The 20,650-nt window shown below is 35.4% G+C and carries 17 protein-coding genes and 1 tRNA gene; all 18 read right to left on the minus strand.

What is annotated here, in order from left to right:
* Positions 1-88: 88 nt before the first annotated feature.
* Positions 89-163 (minus strand) — tRNA-Gln (locus EVJ46_01295).
* A gap of 199 nt (positions 164-362) precedes the next feature.
* Complete coding sequence (gene spoVG, locus EVJ46_01300; protein ID RZD16902.1) at positions 363-656, minus strand: septation regulator SpoVG; 294 nt, start codon at positions 654-656, stop codon at positions 363-365.
* Between the two features lie 47 nt (positions 657-703).
* Positions 704-1,876: a 4-(cytidine 5'-diphospho)-2-C-methyl-D-erythritol kinase gene (ispE, locus tag EVJ46_01305; GenBank protein RZD16903.1), complete on the minus strand. Its 1,173-nt coding sequence runs from the start codon at positions 1,874-1,876 to the stop codon at positions 704-706.
* On the minus strand, positions 1,786-3,414 hold the full coding sequence (locus EVJ46_01310; protein RZD16904.1) for an NADH-quinone oxidoreductase subunit N: 1,629 nt from the start codon (positions 3,412-3,414) through the stop codon (positions 1,786-1,788). Before EVJ46_01310 ends, ispE begins: the two co-directional genes overlap by 91 nt.
* The gene (locus EVJ46_01315; protein ID RZD16905.1) at positions 3,407-4,948 is read right to left on the minus strand and encodes an NADH-quinone oxidoreductase subunit M; all 1,542 of its coding nucleotides are present in this window, start codon (positions 4,946-4,948) and stop codon (positions 3,407-3,409) included. The genes EVJ46_01310 and EVJ46_01315 overlap by 8 nt, the downstream gene beginning before the upstream one ends.
* A gap of 254 nt (positions 4,949-5,202) precedes the next feature.
* Positions 5,203-7,086 (minus strand): NADH-quinone oxidoreductase subunit L, encoded by a 1,884-nt coding sequence (locus tag EVJ46_01320; GenBank protein ID RZD16906.1) that lies wholly within the window; start codon positions 7,084-7,086, stop codon positions 5,203-5,205.
* Between the two features lie 146 nt (positions 7,087-7,232).
* Complete coding sequence (gene nuoK / locus EVJ46_01325; protein RZD16907.1) at positions 7,233-7,538, minus strand: NADH-quinone oxidoreductase subunit NuoK; 306 nt, start codon at positions 7,536-7,538, stop codon at positions 7,233-7,235.
* A gap of 76 nt (positions 7,539-7,614) precedes the next feature.
* Positions 7,615-8,061 carry an NADH-quinone oxidoreductase subunit J gene (locus EVJ46_01330; GenBank protein RZD17438.1) on the minus strand — a complete coding sequence of 149 codons (447 nt, stop codon included), beginning with the start codon at positions 8,059-8,061 and terminating at the stop codon, positions 7,615-7,617.
* Positions 8,062-8,250: 189 nt separating this feature from the next.
* Positions 8,251-8,763, minus strand: a complete 513-nt coding sequence (locus EVJ46_01335) for an NADH-quinone oxidoreductase subunit I (GenBank protein ID RZD16908.1) — start codon at positions 8,761-8,763, stop codon at positions 8,251-8,253.
* 55 nt (positions 8,764-8,818) lie between these two features.
* Entirely contained in the window at positions 8,819-9,805 is a 987-nt protein-coding gene (gene nuoH, locus EVJ46_01340; GenBank protein ID RZD16909.1) for an NADH-quinone oxidoreductase subunit NuoH, read from the minus strand.
* An 84-nt stretch (positions 9,806-9,889) separates the two neighbouring features.
* A complete protein-coding gene (locus tag EVJ46_01345; protein RZD16910.1) occupies positions 9,890-12,031 on the minus strand; it encodes a 2Fe-2S iron-sulfur cluster binding domain-containing protein in 2,142 nt (713 codons plus the stop codon).
* Between the two features lie 62 nt (positions 12,032-12,093).
* Entirely contained in the window at positions 12,094-14,001 is a 1,908-nt protein-coding gene (locus tag EVJ46_01350; GenBank protein ID RZD16911.1) for a dihydropyrimidine dehydrogenase subunit A, read from the minus strand.
* Between the two features lie 142 nt (positions 14,002-14,143).
* Positions 14,144-15,343, minus strand: coding sequence for an NADH-quinone oxidoreductase subunit D (locus EVJ46_01355; protein ID RZD16912.1), 1,200 nt, complete (start codon positions 15,341-15,343; stop codon positions 14,144-14,146).
* Between the two features lie 84 nt (positions 15,344-15,427).
* Positions 15,428-15,967, minus strand: coding sequence for an NADH-quinone oxidoreductase subunit C (locus EVJ46_01360; GenBank protein RZD16913.1), 540 nt, complete (start codon positions 15,965-15,967; stop codon positions 15,428-15,430).
* Positions 15,968-16,104: 137 nt separating this feature from the next.
* Entirely contained in the window at positions 16,105-16,575 is a 471-nt protein-coding gene (locus EVJ46_01365) for an NADH-quinone oxidoreductase subunit B (protein ID RZD16914.1), read from the minus strand.
* A complete protein-coding gene (locus tag EVJ46_01370; protein RZD16915.1) occupies positions 16,566-16,925 on the minus strand; it encodes an NADH-quinone oxidoreductase subunit A in 360 nt (119 codons plus the stop codon). The genes EVJ46_01365 and EVJ46_01370 overlap by 10 nt, the downstream gene beginning before the upstream one ends.
* 182 nt (positions 16,926-17,107) lie before the next feature.
* A complete protein-coding gene (locus tag EVJ46_01375; protein RZD16916.1) occupies positions 17,108-18,715 on the minus strand; it encodes a leucyl aminopeptidase in 1,608 nt (535 codons plus the stop codon).
* Between the two features lie 26 nt (positions 18,716-18,741).
* On the minus strand, positions 18,742-20,646 hold the full coding sequence (acs, locus tag EVJ46_01380) for an acetate--CoA ligase (GenBank protein ID RZD16917.1): 1,905 nt from the start codon (positions 20,644-20,646) through the stop codon (positions 18,742-18,744).
* Positions 20,647-20,650 lie beyond the last annotated feature (4 nt).

The raw sequence follows: 20,650 nt of genomic DNA on the forward strand, positions 1-20,650 counted from the left end.
TTGTTAACGACAAACTTACAAGCTTCTAATCTCAATAATTACCGTAAAATGAAAAAAATCTTTAAATAATGGCATTACATATAAAAACTGGCTGGGGCGGGAGGATTCGAACCTCCGAATGCAGGAATCAAAATCCTGTGACTTGCCGCTTGTCGACGCCCCAATAAAACAAAAAATATATATTATAATGTTAAAACTATAAACAAAAATACAAAACAAAACGGACATATATAATTAAATTAAAACAAATAATTAATAAATAATTTAATATATCAATTGTATTTAATATGCTGTTTCTTTTATTTTTATAAGCCGCAAGAAACTTATATAACTTAATAGGTTATATGAATTAATAGTTAAAGTTAATAATCTTCGTCATCGTCATTATTATTACTGCCGCTGCCTGCTATCTTTTCATTATATGCCTTTAACACGGCAGATTCTATTAAATTTCTCGTGTCGTTATTTAATGGATGCGCTATATCTTTAAATATTCCGTCTTTTCTTTTTTTACTCGGCATTGCAACAAAAAGTCCGTCTTTTCCGTTTATAATTTTTAGGTCTCTGACTACAAAGCAGTTGTCAAATGTAATAGCTACATAAGCTTTTAATTTCTCTTCATTAACAGGAAAAACATTAACTTCGGTAATCTGCATACAAGAACCTCCAAATTTAGCCGTTAATCTCAGGCTTTTTATTCAAATTAACTTTTCAATTGATTTAGTTTTTCTTTAAAATCAGTTTCTCCTAAAAATTTAAACTTTATTTGACTGCTGAATGTTTTATTTTCAATATCGGCTATATATGCAGACGCATCTTTTGCAGTTTTGAATACTCCAAACATTGCCGATCCGCTGCCGGACAGCATACCGGCTTCCGCCTTTGCTTTTTTGTCCGTCCTCTGTTGAATTGTAAAATTTTTAATATCTTTCAGCACTGGATACATATCTAATATTACGTCTTCGAAATCATTTTCAAATTCCGAGCCAATGCCTAACTCGCTTAAATCGTTTAAATCCTTTAACTTGACTGCCTCGCAATAATTTTCCGCATTTATGCTGTCGGATTCATTTGCGCTGTTTGTATTTTTTAATATGTCAAGTTTAGAACTAAAGTTCAAATTCAATATATTATAGTAATTTATTTTTTTTGTCAATACCAAATCATCAAAGGCTTCATATGCTGCTTTAGTCGATATTCCAAATTTCGGCACAATCACTGCTATGTAATATTTTTTGAGCGATTTTTCTGCTATAGGTATTATTATTTCGCCGTTTCCAGCAACAAGCGCATCTTTTTCCTTTAAAAAAAAGCTGACATCGGAACCCAATTTTACAGCGATACTGTTTAATTCGTCATAATTCAGAGGATTATTATATATTCTGTTTAAAATATTAAGCATCCCTGCGGCATCGCTTGAACCGCCTCCCAAGCCCGCCTGCATTGGAATATTTTTTTCGACGGCGGCATTGATATATTTATTTTTTAAATTAATTTTATTAAAAAATAGATTAGAAGCTTTAATAATTAAATTATCATCGTCCGACAATTTCTTTTCAAGATTGTCTGCATATTCTTCCAATTCTTTTTTATCTAACTGCTTTAAGATAGTTTTGCCAGGAATAACCTTAAGCTTATTTCCGTCTTCGTTTATTTTGAATGTTATTCTGTCAAAAACAGATACCCTTCTGATTATTGAAAAAATATAGTGTAAATTATTTGCGGGATTTTTTTCGCCTATTTTTAAGACAAAGTTGACCTTTGCGGGAGCCAAATAAGTATAGTTTAAATACTCCACAATGATGTTACCGATCTGGATGCAAAACTGATAAACGGCTGAGGAAATATGCCGAGTATCAAAGTAAAAATTAAACATATAATAACGGCTATAATCAAAGCGGATGTCGTCGATTTCAGCAAAACAGTTTCCGTTAATGCAGTCTTACTGACGATGCCGCCGGATGCGTGCGATTGCAAATCATTATCAGTATTAACGGCATTTATAATTATATTATTTCTGCCGTTTGGTAAATTTAACTGTTCGCCGTTATTGTTATTATCCGACATATACATCTTGACAATTATTTTAAGATAGTAATATGCCGCAAATGCGCTATTTAATAACGCTATAACAACAAGCCAATAATAGCCGGATTTAATTGCGGCTGAAAACACAAAAAATTTTCCCATAAATCCCGCCGTTACGGGTATTCCCGCAAGCGACAGCAGAAAAAAAGAAAATGCGGCGCCTGCAAGCGGATATTTATATCCCAGACCTGAATAGCTTTTTATGTCAACAGATGTTAAATTTAAATTTTCAAACATAATAATAATTGCAAAGGCTCCAGCCGTCATAAAAACATATGCCAGCAGATAGAATAAAGTTCCTGATATCCCATAGTATCCGCCCGCTATAACGCCAATCAATATATAACCTGCCTGAGCAATAGACGAATAAGCTATGAGCCGTTTTAAATCGGTCTGCAGCAGAGCTGCAAAATTTCCGAACGTCATCGTCAATATTGCTAAAATCCATAAAATATTATAGAAATTAAACACGTTGAAATTATATATAGATGTAAAAACTCTAATAAAAACACCGAAAGCGGCAATTTTTATCCCTGTCGCCATAAGATTGGTAACAGGCGTCGGGGCTCCGTCATAACTGTCCGGCGTCCATGCGTGAAATGGGAATAAAGACATTTTAAATGCCAGTCCCACCAGCAGCAAAATCAATCCTATTACCAAAAAAGTATGCACATTATAAGCATGGTATAATAATTTATAATTTTGCCGAGACATAAAATTATGTATTTTATATAAACTTAAATGTCCTGTCGCGGCATATATAAAAACAGAACCGAACAATAAAAAAGCGGAGGCGAAAGTGCCGAGCACAAAGTATTTCATTGCTGCTTCGGTGCTTCTTGATTCACCTTTTAAATAACCGGTTAAAATGTAGGCGCATATAGACATAAATTCAATTGACAGAAAAATCATAATGAGGTTAATCGAAGATACTAAAAGCATCATCGCAGAAACCGAAAACAGAACGAGACTATAATACTCGGGTATTAAAACATTGCGCGTATCAAAATAATTTTTTGACATTAAAATAGTAAGAAAACCGGATAATAATATAGCCGTAAATAAAAATACATCAAATTTATCAAAAACGATTGAGCCGTAAAAACCCTTTATTGTATGGTCTGACAGCATAAAAAGATAAAGAAAAGAAAACGCAATACCTATTAAAGCCAAATAATAAGAATTTACGCTATTCTTAGAAGAGTTATTAAACAATCCTGCCAATAAAATCAAAAAAGCAAAAACTATCAGCACCGCTTCCGGCATTATACTCAGTAAACTTTTCTCAAGATAGTACCCGTTATAAATTTGCGCTAAATCAAGCATTGAACAACCCCATTTTTGCTTTAATTAAATTATAAGCGTATTTATTATGTTCTATTATATTTACAAAATGAACAACGGTCGGATTTATTCTGCTTAAAAATACATCCGGATATAAACCTATGAAAAACATTAAAAAAATTAGCGGCAAAACGGTCATTATCTCTCTAAGCGTCATATCTTTAAAGTCCTCATTTTTTTGATTTGTTATATCCTGAAACATAACTCTTTGAAACATCCATAACAAATAAACCGCGGCAAAAATAATACCGCTTGCTGCAAATACGGTAAATATCGTATATTGTTTGAACGACCCGACTAAAATTAAGAATTCACCGACGAACCCGTTTAATCCCGGCAGTCCGACCGAAGACAAAACAGCTATCATAAATAAGGCGGCAAAAATAGGAGCTTTTTTAGCTAAACCGCCAAAATCTGCAATAAGTCTTGTATGGCGTCTTTCGTAAAGCATTCCTACAAAAAGAAAAAGTGCGCCCGTAGAAATACCGTGATTTATCATCTGCAGAACCGACCCGTCAACGCTGACCGCAGTCATAGCAAACAATCCGAGCATTATAAAACCCATATGGGATACGCTTGAAAAAGCGACTAATCTTTTTAAATCTTTCTGCACTATAGAAACTAATGCCCCGTATATTATGCTGATGACCGCAAGAACAAGTATGACGGGAGTGAGTATAAGCGCCGCCTCAGGCATTAAAGGAATTGCAAATCTGAAAAAACCGTAAACGCCGAACTTCAGCAAAACGCCCGCCAAAATAACGCTCCCTGCGGTAGGTGCTTCGGTATGGGCATCAGGCAGCCATGTATGAAACGGAAACACAGGTACTTTAACCGCAAACCCTAAGAATATAGCTATAAACAGGACTATTTGCAGCGTTAAGGGAATATTAGTGTTATACAGCTTTAATAAATTAAATGTAAAATCGCCTGTTTGATTGTAATGCAATATAAATATCGTAATAAGTCCAAAAAGCATTATCAGCGAACCGGCTAACGTATATAAGACAAATTTTACGGCTGAATAGATTCTTCTTCCCGAGCCCCACATACCTATAATAAAATACATAGGAATAAGCATAAACTCCCAGAACAGGTAAAACAGCAGAACATCTAACGAAGCAAATGTTCCGAGCATAAACGTTTCCAGCACAAGCATTAAAATAACAAATTCTTTAACGTGGTCTTTAATATATTTATAGCTTGATAATAAAGAAACGAACGTCATAAGCGTGGTAAGCAGTATCATAAACAAACTTACACCGTCAATACCGAGAAAATAAGACGCTCCAAATTCCCTTATCCAGCTGAATCTTTCTATAAATTGAAACTCATAAGTATTTGACTTAAAGTATATAAATAAAAATAGAGAAATTACAAATTCTGCTAATGACAAAACAGTAGCAAGGTTTCTCAACAGCCCTTCCGCCTTTTTATTTACGAAAACCAATATAAGGGCGGACAGCAGAGGAAAAAAAATTATTATCGATAAAATATACTTTAAAAAAATACTCATATAATTTCCTGTATAATTTCCTGTTAGATAAATAATATATTTCTTAAGTTAATTAAATTTTCTATAATCACCGATGTAATTAATATAATAAACATAATAAACTAAATGATAAAGATGCTTTCATGCGCTCTATATATGCCATACTAATCTAAAATTAATATTTGTATTCGGCATTGCATATTTTAACTTCATTTCATCACTAATCTAAAATTAATATTTGTATTCGGCATTGCATATTTTAATTTCATTACATTTCATCTTACAAAATAATAAGCCAGCAGCGCTATGACTCCGACTGTCAACGTAAAAACGTAGCTCATTAACATTCCGTTTTGCACCTTTCTTACTTTTGACGAGGTAACGCTTATCCATTGCGCTATGCCGTTCACGGCGCCGTCTATAACAAATGAATCCACCACTCTCCATAAAAAAACAGAAAAATTTTTCATAGGTCTGACAATAGCAAAATCGTATATTTCGTCAATATATAATTTATTGAATGAAAGAGCATATACAGTCTTAAATCTTTTCTTGAGCATTTCTAAATCAAAAGATTTTTTTATATAAAAAACATATGCCACATATATTCCGCTAAGACCTGCGATAACGGAAACTGTACTCAGCAGATACCACGGATAATTATTTACCGCCGGAGAAAAATTAAATGAATTCGCAAAATCTCTGTTTATAAAGTTATAAAATATAGAATGGTCAAACGGAGGCATGCCTATAAAACCAAACACGGCTGCAAAGCAAGCCAATATTATCAGCGGTATAGTCATCACGTTCGGAGATTCATGAACATGCAAATTTTTATCTACATGGGATTCACCGAAAAAAACATTAAAAATAAGCCTGAAAATATAAAATGCGGTCATAAATGCAGCGAGTTCTCCTATAATCCAGAAGAAGTAATCTCCTTTATTAAATAGAGCAGCAAGTATCGCATCTTTGCTGAAAAACCCTGAAAAAGGAGGTATTCCGGACAGGGCAAGACCGCCGACAATGAAAGTAATAGCAGTTTTCTTCATCTTTGAATATAAACCGCCCATTTTTCTTAAATCAAGCTCGCCGCTCATTCCGTGCATTACGCTGCCTGCAGTTAAAAACAAAAGACCTTTGAATATAGCGTGCGATACTAAATGAAATATGCCTGCGGCATAAGAACCTATTCCGACAGCCATGAACATATAGCCCAGCTGACTTATAGTCGAGTATGCGATTATTCGTTTTATATCAAACTGGGTCATAGCAATAAAAGCTGCAATAAAAGCGGTTGTGCCTCCTATTATCAGTACGACATCGGAAGCGTCAGGAGAATAAGAAAATATAATATGGCATCTTGCTATAAGATATACGCCCGCCGTTACCATAGTTGCGGCATGAATAAGCGCGCTGACCGGAGTCGGACCTTCCATAGCATCCGGCAGCCAGACGTGAAGAGGAAATTGCGCTGATTTACCGATTGCTCCGGCAAACAGCAATAAAGCAATAGTTGTAATAAGATAGGGCGGCAATAAATGTATTCCGGAAAAAACGGATGAGTAGCTTAACGTACCCATATTTACAAATATAAGCATCACTCCGAGAGCAAACCCGAAATCGCCTATCCTATTCACAATAAAAGCTTTTTTGCCGGCATTGGATGCAGATTTTTTTTCGTACCAGAAACCGATTAGGATATACGAACAGAATCCGACTGCTTCCCAGAAAACATACAGCAATAAAAAATTATTTGCCATTATCAGCATTATCATTGAAAATACAAATAAATTCAAATAAGAAAAATATCTTGCAAAACCTTTATCGTCTTTCATATATCCAATTGAATAAATATGGACTAAAGAGCTGATGCCGGTTACCATTACCAGCATTATCACAGACAGTCTGTCAATAGTAGTGGATATATTAATTTTAAAATATGAAGCGTCAATCCAGGGATACAGAGTAGAGGTAAAACTGTGCCCGTAAGCTACCATAAAAAAAATTACGGTTGAAAGTATAAATGAAATAACGATGAATACGCTTCCTAAATATCCCGAATAATTTTTAAAATATTTCCCGAAAACTCCCCATAAGATTGCGCCGAGGAGCGGAAAAAAAGGAATCAGCCAAACTATTAAATCTTTTGAATTCATTGTAATATAATATACCTTTTGAATTATATTAATTATATAAATTATTTTAATTATATTAATAAATTATATTAATCTTAAATTTTTTTATATATATGTTTATATAAAAAAATTTATCTGCAGCAAAATTATCTGCAGCAATAAGATATTTACATTTTTAATTCATTTGCTTTGTCTATGTCTATTGTGCCTTTTTCCCTATAAAAAGCAATGGCAATCCCCAGTAAAATTGCCGCTTCGGCAGCAGCTACAACCATAATAAATATAACGAAAATATCGCCGCTTATTAAATTTAAATGCTCAGAAACGGCAACAAAGCCTAAATTTGCAGCGTTAAACATTAATTCTAAACTCAGAAAAATTGTTATAAGATTTTTCCTTATCAAAACGCCTAACGCGCCTATGCAAAAGATAATTGAAGCCACCGCCAGATAATCATTTACGTTCACGTTCATATTATCAAGTCCGTCTTTAAATAATTAAATATAAAAATAAAGTATAAAATAATTGAATATAAAATAATAAAATATATTATTTTTTAGCAAAAATATAAGCGCCTATAACTGCAACCAGCAGTAAAATTGAAGCTACCTCAAACGGAAAAACATACTTGGTAAATAAAAATTGACCTATGATTTGCGTATTTCCTATTTTATTAATTACCGCATTAGTATAAATACCCGTAGGTTTACTCTCGCCGGCAGCATTAAGATATAATATGACCTCTGCAAATAGCAGCAAAACGGCTACGATGCCCACAGCCATCTGGTGAAAATCTTTAATAGTATCTTTAGCCTTAGCCAGATTAAGCAGCATAATGACTAAAACTATAAGAACTATTATTGCTCCTGCATAAACTAAAATCTGCATGGCAGCCAGAAATTGCATATTCAGAAGAATATAAAATCCAGCCAGAGCAAAAAAACATAATATAATGTACAGCGCAGATGTTAAAGGATTTTTTACCAATATCACCATCAGCGCAGAAAAAATTGCAATTATTGAAAATACATAAAAAAGCGCTTCCAAAATTAACCTCGCATATTTGCAATGTTTTAACTTATTTTAACTTGATTGAATCAATTTAATTAATATAGAAAATTACAATTATAGCTTAATTAATTTATCTATTCCAAATATTCCTTTCACTTAACATAAAAATTACAATTATAGCTTAATTAATTTATCTATTCCAAATATTCCTTCATCTCTTGTATAAAATCCAAACTCAAACTTGTCAGACATACTTATGGCTTCTTCCGGACAAATCTCTTCGCAATAGCCGCAGCATATACACCTCAGCAAATCAATTTCAAATGACTCCGGATGCCTTCTTCCGTCATTAACGACGCCGGGGGCTATTTTATCCAAACTATGGTTATGTTTCTGTCTTTCCGTAAGCTCATGTTCTTTTCCATAATCTACAAAGCCCGAATTTATTTTTATAGCTTCTGAAGGACAAACAGTTTGGCACAGCATACATGCAACGCATCTCAACGATTTGTCTTTATTGGTATTGAGTTTCGGAAATCCCCTGAAATTTTCTGCCAATCTCAGACGTTCTTTAGGATATTGAAAGGTAACGGGTTTTTTAAAAAAAGTCCCCATAGTCGTTTTCAATCCTATAAGAAAGTTTTTCGATATTAATATTAGCGAATTTTCTTCTTTTTTAGTATCCATAATATTATAAAAGTAATTTTTATATTATCTATTTTCTATTATTGTGTGTATTTGGCTATTTTCCCAATAGTATCATTATAAATCCGGTAACAACAATATTTGCCAGCGCTAAAGGAAGCAGAATCTTCCATCCCAGATCCATAAGTTCATCATATCTCAACCTCGGATATGTCCATCTGAACCATATATAAATGAGTATTACGGCAAAAACTTTTAATGCGAACCATAAAACCGAAGGAAGAAACGGTCCTTCCCATCCGCCAAGAAAAAGCGTGGTGATGATAGCAGAATTGACTACTATCTGCGCATATTCTCCTATAAAGTAAAATGCAAATTTCATACTTGAATATTCCGTATGAAAACCGGCAACCAACTCGCCTTCCGCCTCGCCAAGATCGAACGGCACCCTGTTCATTTCAGCCGTTGAAGCAATTAAATAAATTAAAAATCCGACGGGCTGATAAACTATAAACCACATATGCGCCTGCGATGAAACAATCTGCGCCAGACTCAAATTTCCCGCTATCATAATTACGCCTATTATTGAAAGAGCGAGAGACAGTTCGTAACTTATCATCTGAGCAGCGGTTCTTATGGCTCCCAGCAATGAATATTTGCTGTTTGATGCCCAGCCTCCTATTACCACGCCGTATATTCCCAGCGACGAAAGCGCCAATATAAACAATATGCCTATATTTACGTTTGTAATCTGCAGAGGAACAACGTGCCCCAATATTGTTATCGGAGCTCCGAAAGGAATAACCGCAAATGTCGTCAATGCAGGAATAACAACAATAATAGGCGCAAGAATAAATAATATTCTATTAGCGTCGGCGGGTATAATATCTTCTTTGAAGAACAGTTTTATACCGTCCGCTATAGGCTGCAGCATTCCGTGGAAACCTGCTTCCATCGGTCCAAGCCTATTTTGTATGCGGGCTGCTACCTTGCGCTCTAAAAGCGTCAGATAGGCTGCCGACAGAAGCAGCACTCCGAATACAAGCAATATTTTTATCAATGTTGTTATTAACCAGAATATCATAATATATTATACCTTAAATATATCTTAAAATAAATTATATCATACCGGAAAAGGTGTCCGGAAAAGGTGTCTGACACCTTTTCTTTAATAAAATAACTTGCCGGCATCATTATAATAAAACTTACTTTTTGGTTTAATTTTATTAAAATGGATTATTTTATTTGCTTTAATCATTTCTAAAAATTGAGCGGATATATCGCCTGTATTAAATGAAATTCCGAGTTTATCGGACAAATCATCTAAAACTGCGGCTATGCCGTATCTATATTCTCCCAAATTAAACTCATTGCTTATATGAATCGTCTTGCCTTCAAAATTTTCAAAATACCCGTCTTTATGTTCTAAAAAATCCTGCACAGGCAAAACAATATCTGCCATGGCGGTTATACTGCTTATTTTTGAAGATAAAGCGGCGACAAAGTTTAAATCGGTAATATATCGCGACAATTTCAAGCCGTGGACATTATGCTCCGGTTCTTCATAATCGCCGATATAAATTAAATTTTTAATCTGCCCGGTTTCTATTCCGCCAATAATATTTTCATAAGATAAATATTCATCTTTGCTATTTATTCCGGCCGCAATAAGACCTCTGTAATTGAAAGGTTTTATAAGAGGAAAAACATAGACTATTTTTTGTTCGTCTCTTGAGAAACCTGTAATTTCCTTAAGTATCAGCATTTCTTTGTCTCTTCCCGCCAAAGACATGAAATTATCGCCTAAAATAATAGATATAGTATTATTTTTAAGAATAGCGTCAACTGATTCGTCGGTTTTTTTAAAATTAAAATCATAAAGATTTTGCCTCAGTTCATTTAGATATTTATGCAAATCACCGTCATAATCTTTATTTATATCAATTTTTAATGATGCTATATCTTCAAATCTTGCAAAATTTTCACTTCTTTTTTTGGCATTGGCATCTGAAATATCTATTAAAATTAATTTGCCGCCGTGTTCTCTATGGCTCTTCATGATATTATAGGAAGCATAAGGTATTTCATCCTCAATTGAACCTATATATAAAACAAAGTCAGAATTTTGAATAGCATTGATTTCAAAATTTTCTTCAGATTTAAATATCTCTTTAAATTTCAAATAATTTTTACGGTAAAAACTTGTTTTGTCTATATCAAAACCCGCAGGTTTCAAAACATCTTTAACAAAATTTGAAATTAAATAGCCGTCATTCGTAGAAACCGATGAAGAAACTATTACGGCAGTTTTGTTCATCTCATTATTTTGTATAATATTTTTCAATCTGTCAGCCAAATGGTTTAACGCACCTGTATAATCGCTATTTGAAAAATCAGATTTTATTTTTACTAAAGGATTTTTAATATAATAATCGTCGTCTTTTAAATTTTTGCCTATAGCGTCGTAAAAAAATCCGCTCCTGCAAAGATATCCGCCGAATGCGGCGGCAGTCCTGACGAGAGATTCGTCTTTAGCATACCTGTAGTATTCAACTCTGCAGGCGGCGGAACATTTGTTGCACACCGAAGAAAACGGCGATTCCTGCCAGTATCTTTCTTTAAATTTTGACTGTTTTGGCAGCAGCGCCCCCACTGGACAAACTTCTATACAATTGCCGCAATAATAACAGTCTAAATAATTCTTATCATTTTTTATCTCTACAAAAGAGCTGCCTATTGGAACCGCTCCTTTTTCTATTTTATCTTCGTGCTTTAATCCTATATAACCGTTATATCCTTTGTCTTTTATTTCTAAAAATGGGTTTCCGTACATATCGGAACAGACTCTTATGCACCTTGAACATAGAACGCATCTCGTTGCGGTATATTCTATAATATCGCTTTTAAAAATTTGCGTCCTGTCCGGATATAATTTTTTATTTTTTTGAACGGTAAGTCCAAATTCAAAAGATAAATCCTGCAGCAGACAGTCGCCTGATTTATCGCAGACGGGACAATCTAAAGGGTGGTCTAATAAGAGATGCGAAAGCGACCCTTTCCTGACTTCCCAAACTTTATCGGTATCGGTAAATATTTCATAACCTTCTTTTACCCGAGCAACACATGCCGGCAATGTATGTTTAATACCTTTAACCTCAACGGAGCATATCCTGCATGAACCGATAGGTCTTAATCTTCTCAGATAACATAAAACAGGTATTCTGATGCCTGCCTGAGAAGCGGCTTCAAGTATCGTAAGCCCCGTCTTCGTCATCACTTTTTTTCCGTTTATAGTTATTTCTATATCCATATTATAATTATAATATTATATTATTCAGCTATTAGTTGTTATTTTAGTTATTATTCTAGTTGTTATTTTTTGAATGTTATAAGCATCATCATGTAACACCTCATGCATCGCGTGGCTTCATACACAACGTCGTCAGCCGTAAATCCTTTTTCCACCTCCGTAAAATTGCTTATACGGTTTTCAATTTTCTCCTGAATCTGTTCCGGCGGAAAATTACCTTCCGGAAAATCAGGATAATCTATTACTTCATTTTTATCATAAACGCCTAATTTCTCAAGAAAATGTTCAAAAACATCGTCGTCTGTTATGTTAAAAGTTCCGGTTCGGACGTACTCGTCTATTCTTTTCGCCGCCGTTTTACCGTCTCTGTTTGAATTTACTATGCTTATAGGTCCCGTCATCGCGTCGCCGCCTGCGAAAACACCCGGCATATCAGTCATATTTGTATATTCGTCAACTACAATTGTCTCCCGCTTAGTCGATTTTATTTCGGGAGTATCTTTCAGAAAATCAAGATCCGGTACCTGACCTACCGCCATAATAAAAGAATCGCAGTCTATATCAAACTCGGAACCTGGTATTTCAACAGGACTTCTCCTTCCGCTGGCATCAGGTTCGCCTAATTTCATGCGGCGGCACTTAACACCGCTGACTGAGCCGTTTTCGTTTATTATAGCTATCGGATTCGTCAAGAATTCAAATTTGACCCCTTCCTCAATTGCGGTATCGACTTCATAAGCAGCGGCCGGCATCTGTTCCCTTGCCCTTCTATAGACTACCACTACTTCCTTAAAACCTAATCTCAAAGCTGTTCTGCAGCAGTCCATAGCAACATTTCCGCCGCCTTCTATTATTACTTTTTTTCCTATTTTTATATGATTTCCTAAGGCAACATCCCTTAAGAACTTAACACCTTCAAAAAAACCTTTCAGATTATCGCTTTCCCCGGGCAGACCTATAGTTTGACCTTTATGCGCGCCTACTGCTAAATAGACCGCTTTAAATCCATCGTTAAACAGATCTTTTATGGAAAAATCCTTTCCCAATCTTTTATCGGTTTTATAATCTATACCTGCAGAAAGTATATAGTTAATTTCTTTGTCTAATAATTCCTGCGTAAGCCTGTATTTTGGTATTCCGACATTCATCATACCGCCTAAAACCGGAAGAGCTTCAAAAATAACCGGCATATAGCCCATCAGCCTGAGATAATATGCGCAGCTCAACCCTGCAGGACCTGAACCTATTACGGCTATTTTAATACCGTTGTCTTTAATATCAAACTTCGGTTTAATATCGGTATAAAATTCATTATCTGCAGCGTAACGCCTTATTAAGCATATCTGAATCGGTTTATCCAAGTTTGCCCTGCGGCAGTTATCCTGACAAGGATGAAAACATGACCTGCCGAGAATAGCTGCTAACGGAGTATTTCTGCGGACAGATTCAAGAGCGTCTTCATACCTTCCGTCCCTGACCCTTTCAATCCAGTTGGGAATATCTAATTTTGAAGGACATCCATTAATGCATGGAGCCGTTATTTTTGTGATGTAATCGCCCTTATGTATTATTTCTTTATTTAATATCGCTTTCTCAAAATCTTCTCTGAAATTTTCTATTAACTCCTTGACGGCGGTCGGTCCCATTGTGCCTACCGTGCATTTAGATGCGGACATTATCCATTCGCATTCTTTTTGTAAATTGTCCAAGTCTTGTATGTCGGCCTTTCCGCTGCAGATTTTTTCAAGAAGCTCCAAAGCTACCGATGTTCCGATTCTGCACGGAATACAGACGCCGCAGGAAAGTTTCTGCAGCTCGGCCATATAGCATCTCGCAAGGTCAATTTTATTATCTTCGTCGCTGAGCAAGGCGATGCCGCTCCAGTTTAACACGGAAGATATTTGACCGCGGCCAGATGGTTTGAAGGCTTCTATATCTATTTTCTTTTCATACTTGTCAACTAAATTCATATAAATATATGCTGATAAATTTTAATATTTTTATGTTAATTAATTAAATTTTTGTAATTTTTCTGTTTATTTAATGAATTTAATAGAACTGATGAAAATAAACTAAATACTAAATTAATAATCAATAACAGTTATTCGGCATTTATCTGTCTATCTCGCCCAGCAGTATATCAATACTTCCTAGTATTGAAACAAGGTCGGCAAGCAAATGTCCTTTCGCCATTTTATTTAACGCGCTGACATTGCAGAAAGACGGCGGTCTAACCCTCATTCTGTAAGGAAAAGCGGAACCGTCGGATATCATATAATACCCTAGCTCGCCGCGCGGATTTTCAATTGATACATAAGCTTCTCCTTTAGGCGGTTTAATACCCTCCATTCCGTATTTAAACAATGAGATCATACCTTCCATAGTAGTCAGCGCTCTTTTTTTTGGCGGTATGACATATAACGGATATGCGTCATAGTTCAGGTATTCGCCATCCGGAATATTTTCTAAAGCCTGGTGCACAATCTTCAAACTTTGCCTCATCTCTTCCATTCTCACAATGTACCGGTCGTAAACATCGCCGACGTCACCTATCGGAATGTCAAAATCGAAATCTTCATAACTTGAATAAGGATTTATTTTTCTTACATCGTATTTTAACCCGCTCCCTCTTAAACAAGGACCCGTAAGAGCAAAATTAACTGCATCCTCTTTAGAAATTATGCCGACATTTTTAGTTCTCTCAAACCAGATTTTGTTATTTGTTAAAAGCGCTTCATACTGGTTTATTTTTTCAGGAAATATTTTTATAAAATCTCGTGTTTTTTCAACAAAATCTTTATGAATATCTTTTGCAAGCCCGCCTACTCTGAAAAAAGACGGCGTCATCCTTGCGCCGGTTAATGTTTCAATCAGGTCTAATACGAGTTCTCTTTCTCTAAAACAATAAAGAAATTCAGTCAGCGCTCCAAGGTCTACGGCGTGTGTTCCAAGCCACACTAAATGCGAACTTATCCTTGTAAGTTCTGCCAGAATAACCCTGACATATTCAGCGCGTTTTGTAGCTTTAACACCGCACAATTTTTCAACGGTCAATATATATCCTAAATTATTAGAAGCGCCGGAGACATAGTCCATTCTGTCCGTAATGGTTTCTGCCTGATGATATGTTCTGAACTCTGCATATTTTTCCATACTTGTATGCAGATAGCCGATAATAGGCTCGGCATGCACGACCGTCTCTCCGTCTAATTGAACGACAATTCTGAGCACCCCGTGCGTACTCGGATGCTGAGGTCCTATATTCACTACAAAATTTTCGACGTCAATAAGAAAATCTTTATATTCAAACATATTTGCTGTTCAATTTTTAAATTTTTAAATTTTTAATTATTTAATTATTTAATTATTTAATTTAAAAAAATTATATGATTAAAACTATTTATTTCCAAATTCTTTTTCTTCAAGAAAGCCCGGAGCGTCGAAATTTAATTCTTCTACAGCCGGTCTTTTTCTTAAAGGATAGTCTTTTAACAGAGGATGTCCATCCCAATCCTCAGGATTAAGAATGCGCTTAAGATGAGGATGTCCTTTGAACTTTAAGCCGAATAAGTCATAAACCTCTCTTTCAAACCAGTTGGCAGACTCATAGATTGAGGTTAAACTCGGATAATCTGGTTCATCTATTTTGCTCTGGCATTTAACAAATATTCTAAAATTATTTTTAGTAGAATATAAATTGTATATAACTTCAATTCTTTCATTTCTTTTTGGATAATCAACTCCGAAAAGGTCAGAAAGCATATCAAAATTAAGCCTTGAATCTTCTTTCATAAATTTGACTAATTCAATCAAATTTTCTTTTGTCGTTGTTATGCGCACGTCATCATTAGAAGTATCGGTTGAAATTATATACTTCTGCATTACATTTTTAATTACGCTTAGCGCAAAAAACGTTTCCATGTCTTCACTGTTCATATATTTGATATATTAAACCCAATCCAAAATTAAAATAAATTAAATTTAATCCATACATATTTAATTAAGACAAATTAAAACTGTTCATTAATAATGAAAATCAAAGAATCGTCTTTAATAAAAATTTAGTGAAAAAACTATCTTTTTAAAGTTCCTTTTTCAATTTTTTCCTGTAATTTAACGATACCGTAAATAAGAGCTTCGGGACGCGGAGGGCACCCCGGCACATAAACATCTACCGGTATAATCTGATCTACGCCCTGAACAACGCTGTAAACATTAAACAATCCGCCTGAACAAGCGCAATCGCCCATTGCGATTACCCATTTAGGATTAGGCATCTGGTCATAAAGTCTTTTTACTACAGGCGCCATTTTGTAAGAAACTCTGCCTGAAACTATCATTAAATCAGATTGTCTCGGAGTTGAGCGGAATATCAGTCCAAGACGGTCAATGTCATACCTGGACGACGCCGTCGTCATCATTTCAATAGCGCAGCAGGCTAAGCCGAAAGTAGCAGGCCATATAGACCATTTTCTTCCCCACGAAACCAATTTGTCTAAAGCGGCGGTAAGAACATTGTCTCCCAGGTTATCTTCTAATCCCATTTAAGCGCTCCTTTTTTCCATACATAGATAAGTCCAAAAACCAAAATGGCAATAAATAGAAACATTTCAACAAAGCCGTACAAGCCGAGACTTGAAAACACGACTGCCCATGGAAATAAAAATAATGCTTCTATATCGAACAATAAAAAAAATATTGCGATTAAATAAAATTTAATATCAAACCTGGCGTGCGGCTCTCCGATAGGTTCAATGCCGCATTCATACGCCTTTAGTTTGCCTTTTTCGTAAGTTTTTTTGCCCAAAAGCGAGGAAAAAACTATCGTAAAAACTGCAAACAATATAGCAATTACAAGCATTATCAAAATAGGCAAAAACGAATTCTGTTCCATAATTACAATTATACCGTAATTTTCAATTTTTTAAATAAAAAATATTTTAATAACCTATTTATAGATATATCTTATTATATTTATTCAAATATATTATTATATTTATATATTATAATATTACTATAATAATATTTTGACAAATCTGCAAGAAAATTTCAAGAACTATTTTATAAAATATTAAATTATTTCAAGTCGTTTAAATAATACAATAACGTTCTTGCTCCAACTCCGGTAGCTCCCTTTGTATTATAGGCGAAGCCGGTTTTAGTAAATGACGGTCCTGCGATATCTATGTGGCACCATTTTATACTATCCAGGACAAATTCTTCCAGAAACATACCCGCCGTTATAGCTCCGCCGTACCTGTTTCCTACATTTTTTAAATCTGCTATAGGGCTTTGCAGCTTCTCCTTCATATTGTCGTCAAAAGGCAGCTCCCACATTCTTTCCCCTGCTGTTTCGGAAGTTGCAAGAATATTTTTAATAATTTCTTTGTTATTGCCCATTATGCCGGAAGTATATTCGCCGAGGGCTACAACGCAAGCTCCGGTTAAGGTCGCCAGATCGATTATCTCATTGACGCCTAAATCGCATGCGTACGACAGCGCATCCGCAAGCGTAAGCCTTCCTTCTGCATCGGTGTTGTCAATTTCTATAGTTTTCCCGTTTAATGCTCTAACCACATCATCCGGCCGCTGAGCTCCTCCTCCGGGCATATTTTCGCAAGCAGCTATAATACCGTGGACTTCGGCATCAGGAGAAATTTTATTTATATATTTCATTACGGCAAGAACACTGCAGGCTCCTGATTTATCCGATTTCATTGTCGTCATATAGTCGGATGGTTTCAGAGAAAGTCCGCCGCTGTCAAAAGTAATGCCTTTTCCTAAAATGGCAATTTTTTTAATTTTATCTTTTTTGCCGGTTTTATTATTTTTGCTTCTTTTATCATCACTACTGCTATTATCATATTGAATATGAATAAATCTGGGAGGATTTTTTGACCCGCGAGCAACCCCGTAAAACGCGTTCATTCCAAGTTCTATTATCTTATTCTCATCAAATATTTTACATTTTAGATTATTATCCTTAGATATTTCTTGAGCGACTGACGCCAGATATTCCGGATTGATTATATTTCCGGGTTCGTTGACTAAATCCCTCGCAAAATTGGTAGCGGAGGATGTAATTTCCCCAAATGCAAATCCTTCTTCTATATCTTTTAAATCTGATTTGCTTAACTTTAAATCTTTAAAGAAAACTTTTACCGCCTTTATGATATTTCCGCTATGAACATTTTCTTTTTTGCTTTTAGCTTCAGATTTATATTTTTTAAATTCATACATTCCAAGTTCTGCACCTTCAACAATAGAAGCGCCTGCATAAAATAAATCATTTTTTTTAAATATATTGTCAGGCACAACAATCAAAATTTTTTCCAAAACACAGCTTTTTGCAGTCTTGCATGCCGAAGACACAAGAATTCTGAGAATATCGGTATTAAAATTGCTCCTTTTCCCTAATCCTGCAACCAGAATATACGACGGATATTCTATTAATAATTTTTTATCTTTTTTAGCCTTAAAATCAACTTTTTTAATTCTTTCGTAAATTAAATCTAATTTCTCAAAAGAACTGTCGTTTAAAAATGTTTTTTCCTCTCCTTCAAAAACTCCGAAAACTAGAATATTATCAATATTCTTTATATTTTTTTCATTCTTTTTAATAACTTCCGATATTGCGTCCTCTGTTTCAATTATCTTAAAATCCAATTTGCCGCCCTCCGTAATTTATATGTAATGTAATAATATTTGCATTAGTCTTCTTCAATTGTCGATAAATCTCCTTCGCTTATACCCATTTCGCGAGCCTTTAAAACTCTTCTCATGATTTTGCCGCTTCTTGTCTTCGGTAAAGAATCGACAAATTCAATCTCGTCCGGTTTTGCAATAGGTCCCAAATGAGTACCCACGTTATTTCTTATATCTTCCATTAAAGAATCGCTTTTTTCAATACCCGGTTTTAATACTACAAACGCTTTAATCGAATTGCCTTTAAGTTCATGAGGCTTTCCTATAGCGGCGGATTCCGCAACCGCTCCGTGGGTTATTATAGCGCTTTCTATTTCAGCAGTTCCAAGCCTGTATCCAGATACTTTAATGACATCGTCAATTCTCCCCATAACGTAAAAATAACCGTCGATGTCACGCTTTGCGGTATCGCCTGCCAGATATATGTTTTTGCCGAACTTAGAAAAATAAGTTTCTTCATATCTTTTATCATCGTTATAAATTGTTCTCATCATTGACGGCCATGGTTTTTTAATAACTAAATAGCCGCCTTTCTCCGATTCGCAGCTGTTCCCGTTCTCATCAAATATATCGGCGTCTATGCCCAAAAACGGCTTACCGCAAGACCCCGGTTTTAAAGGCATAGTAGGTACAGGGGTTATTAAAAAAGCGCCTGATTCGGTTTGCCACCACGTATCCATTATTGGACAACGCTCTTTACCGATATGTTTATAATACCATTTCCAGACTTCCGGGTTAATAGGCTCTCCGACACTGCCCAAAATCCGCAGCGAACTCAAATTATGCCTGTTTGGCCACGCTTCGCCGTATCTCATCGCGCCTCTTACGGCTGTAGGCGAGGTGTAAAAAATATTTACGCCGTATTTTTCAACAATTTTCCACCATCTGTCAGGATAAGGATAAAACGGGGAACCTTCAACCATCAATGTGGTCGCCCCGTTAATCAACGGTCCGTAAATAATATATGAATGTCCCGTTATCCATCCCGGGTCGGCAGCGCACCAGTAAGTATCGGAGTCTTTTATATCAAAAACATATTTGGACGAAATGTAAGTCCCGACGGCATACCCGCCGTGAACGTGCAGTATGCCCTTAGGCTGTCCGGTGGTTCCCGAAGTATATAAAATGAAAAGCGGGTCTTCGGCGTCCGTTTCTTCAGTCTTGCAATAACTGCTTGCAATAGGAAGTTTCATCAGCTCATCGTAATAAAAATCTCTGGATGAGTCCATGCTTACGCTATGCTCCGTTCTTTTGACAACAATGACTGTTTGAACTACAGGAGCCTTCTTAATAGCTTCATCCGCTATTTTTTTTAATTCTATAATCTTCCCTGCTCTATACGCTCCGTCGGATGTAACAAGTATTTTACTTTTAGCATCTAAAATTCTGTCTTTTAACGCATCTACGGAAAAACCCGCGTAAACTACGCTGTGGATTGCGCCTATTTTTGCGCAGGCAAGCATACAGATGGCTATTTCAGGTATATTAGGCAAATAAATAGTAACCCTGTCGCCTTTTTTGACGCCAAAACTTTTTAGGACGTTGCCGAATTTATTTACTTCTCTGTAAAGAGCAAAATAGGTATATGTTCTTTCTTTGCCGTCTTCGCCTTCCCATATAATTGCAAGTTTATTTTTCCTGAATGTATGAATATGCCTGTCTAACGCATTATGAACTATATTTATTTTGCCCCCCGTAAACCATTTTGCAAACGGAGGATTGTAATCAAGAACTTTATCGTAATGCTTAAACCAATCTAATTGCCGTGCGGTTTCATCCCAAAATTTCTCATTTTCATTGATAGAGTATTTATAAAGGTTATCGTAATCCTCTACATAAGAATTTTTTATTATTTCCTTAGACGGACTAAATAGCTCTTTTTCCGATGTAAGCGTATCAAAAGTATCCATTAAG

It is taken from the genome of Candidatus Acididesulfobacter guangdongensis (genome assembly GCA_004195045.1).
In the GTDB taxonomy this organism is placed as follows: Bacteria; SZUA-79; SZUA-79; order Acidulodesulfobacterales; family Acidulodesulfobacteraceae; genus Acididesulfobacter; species Acididesulfobacter guangdongensis.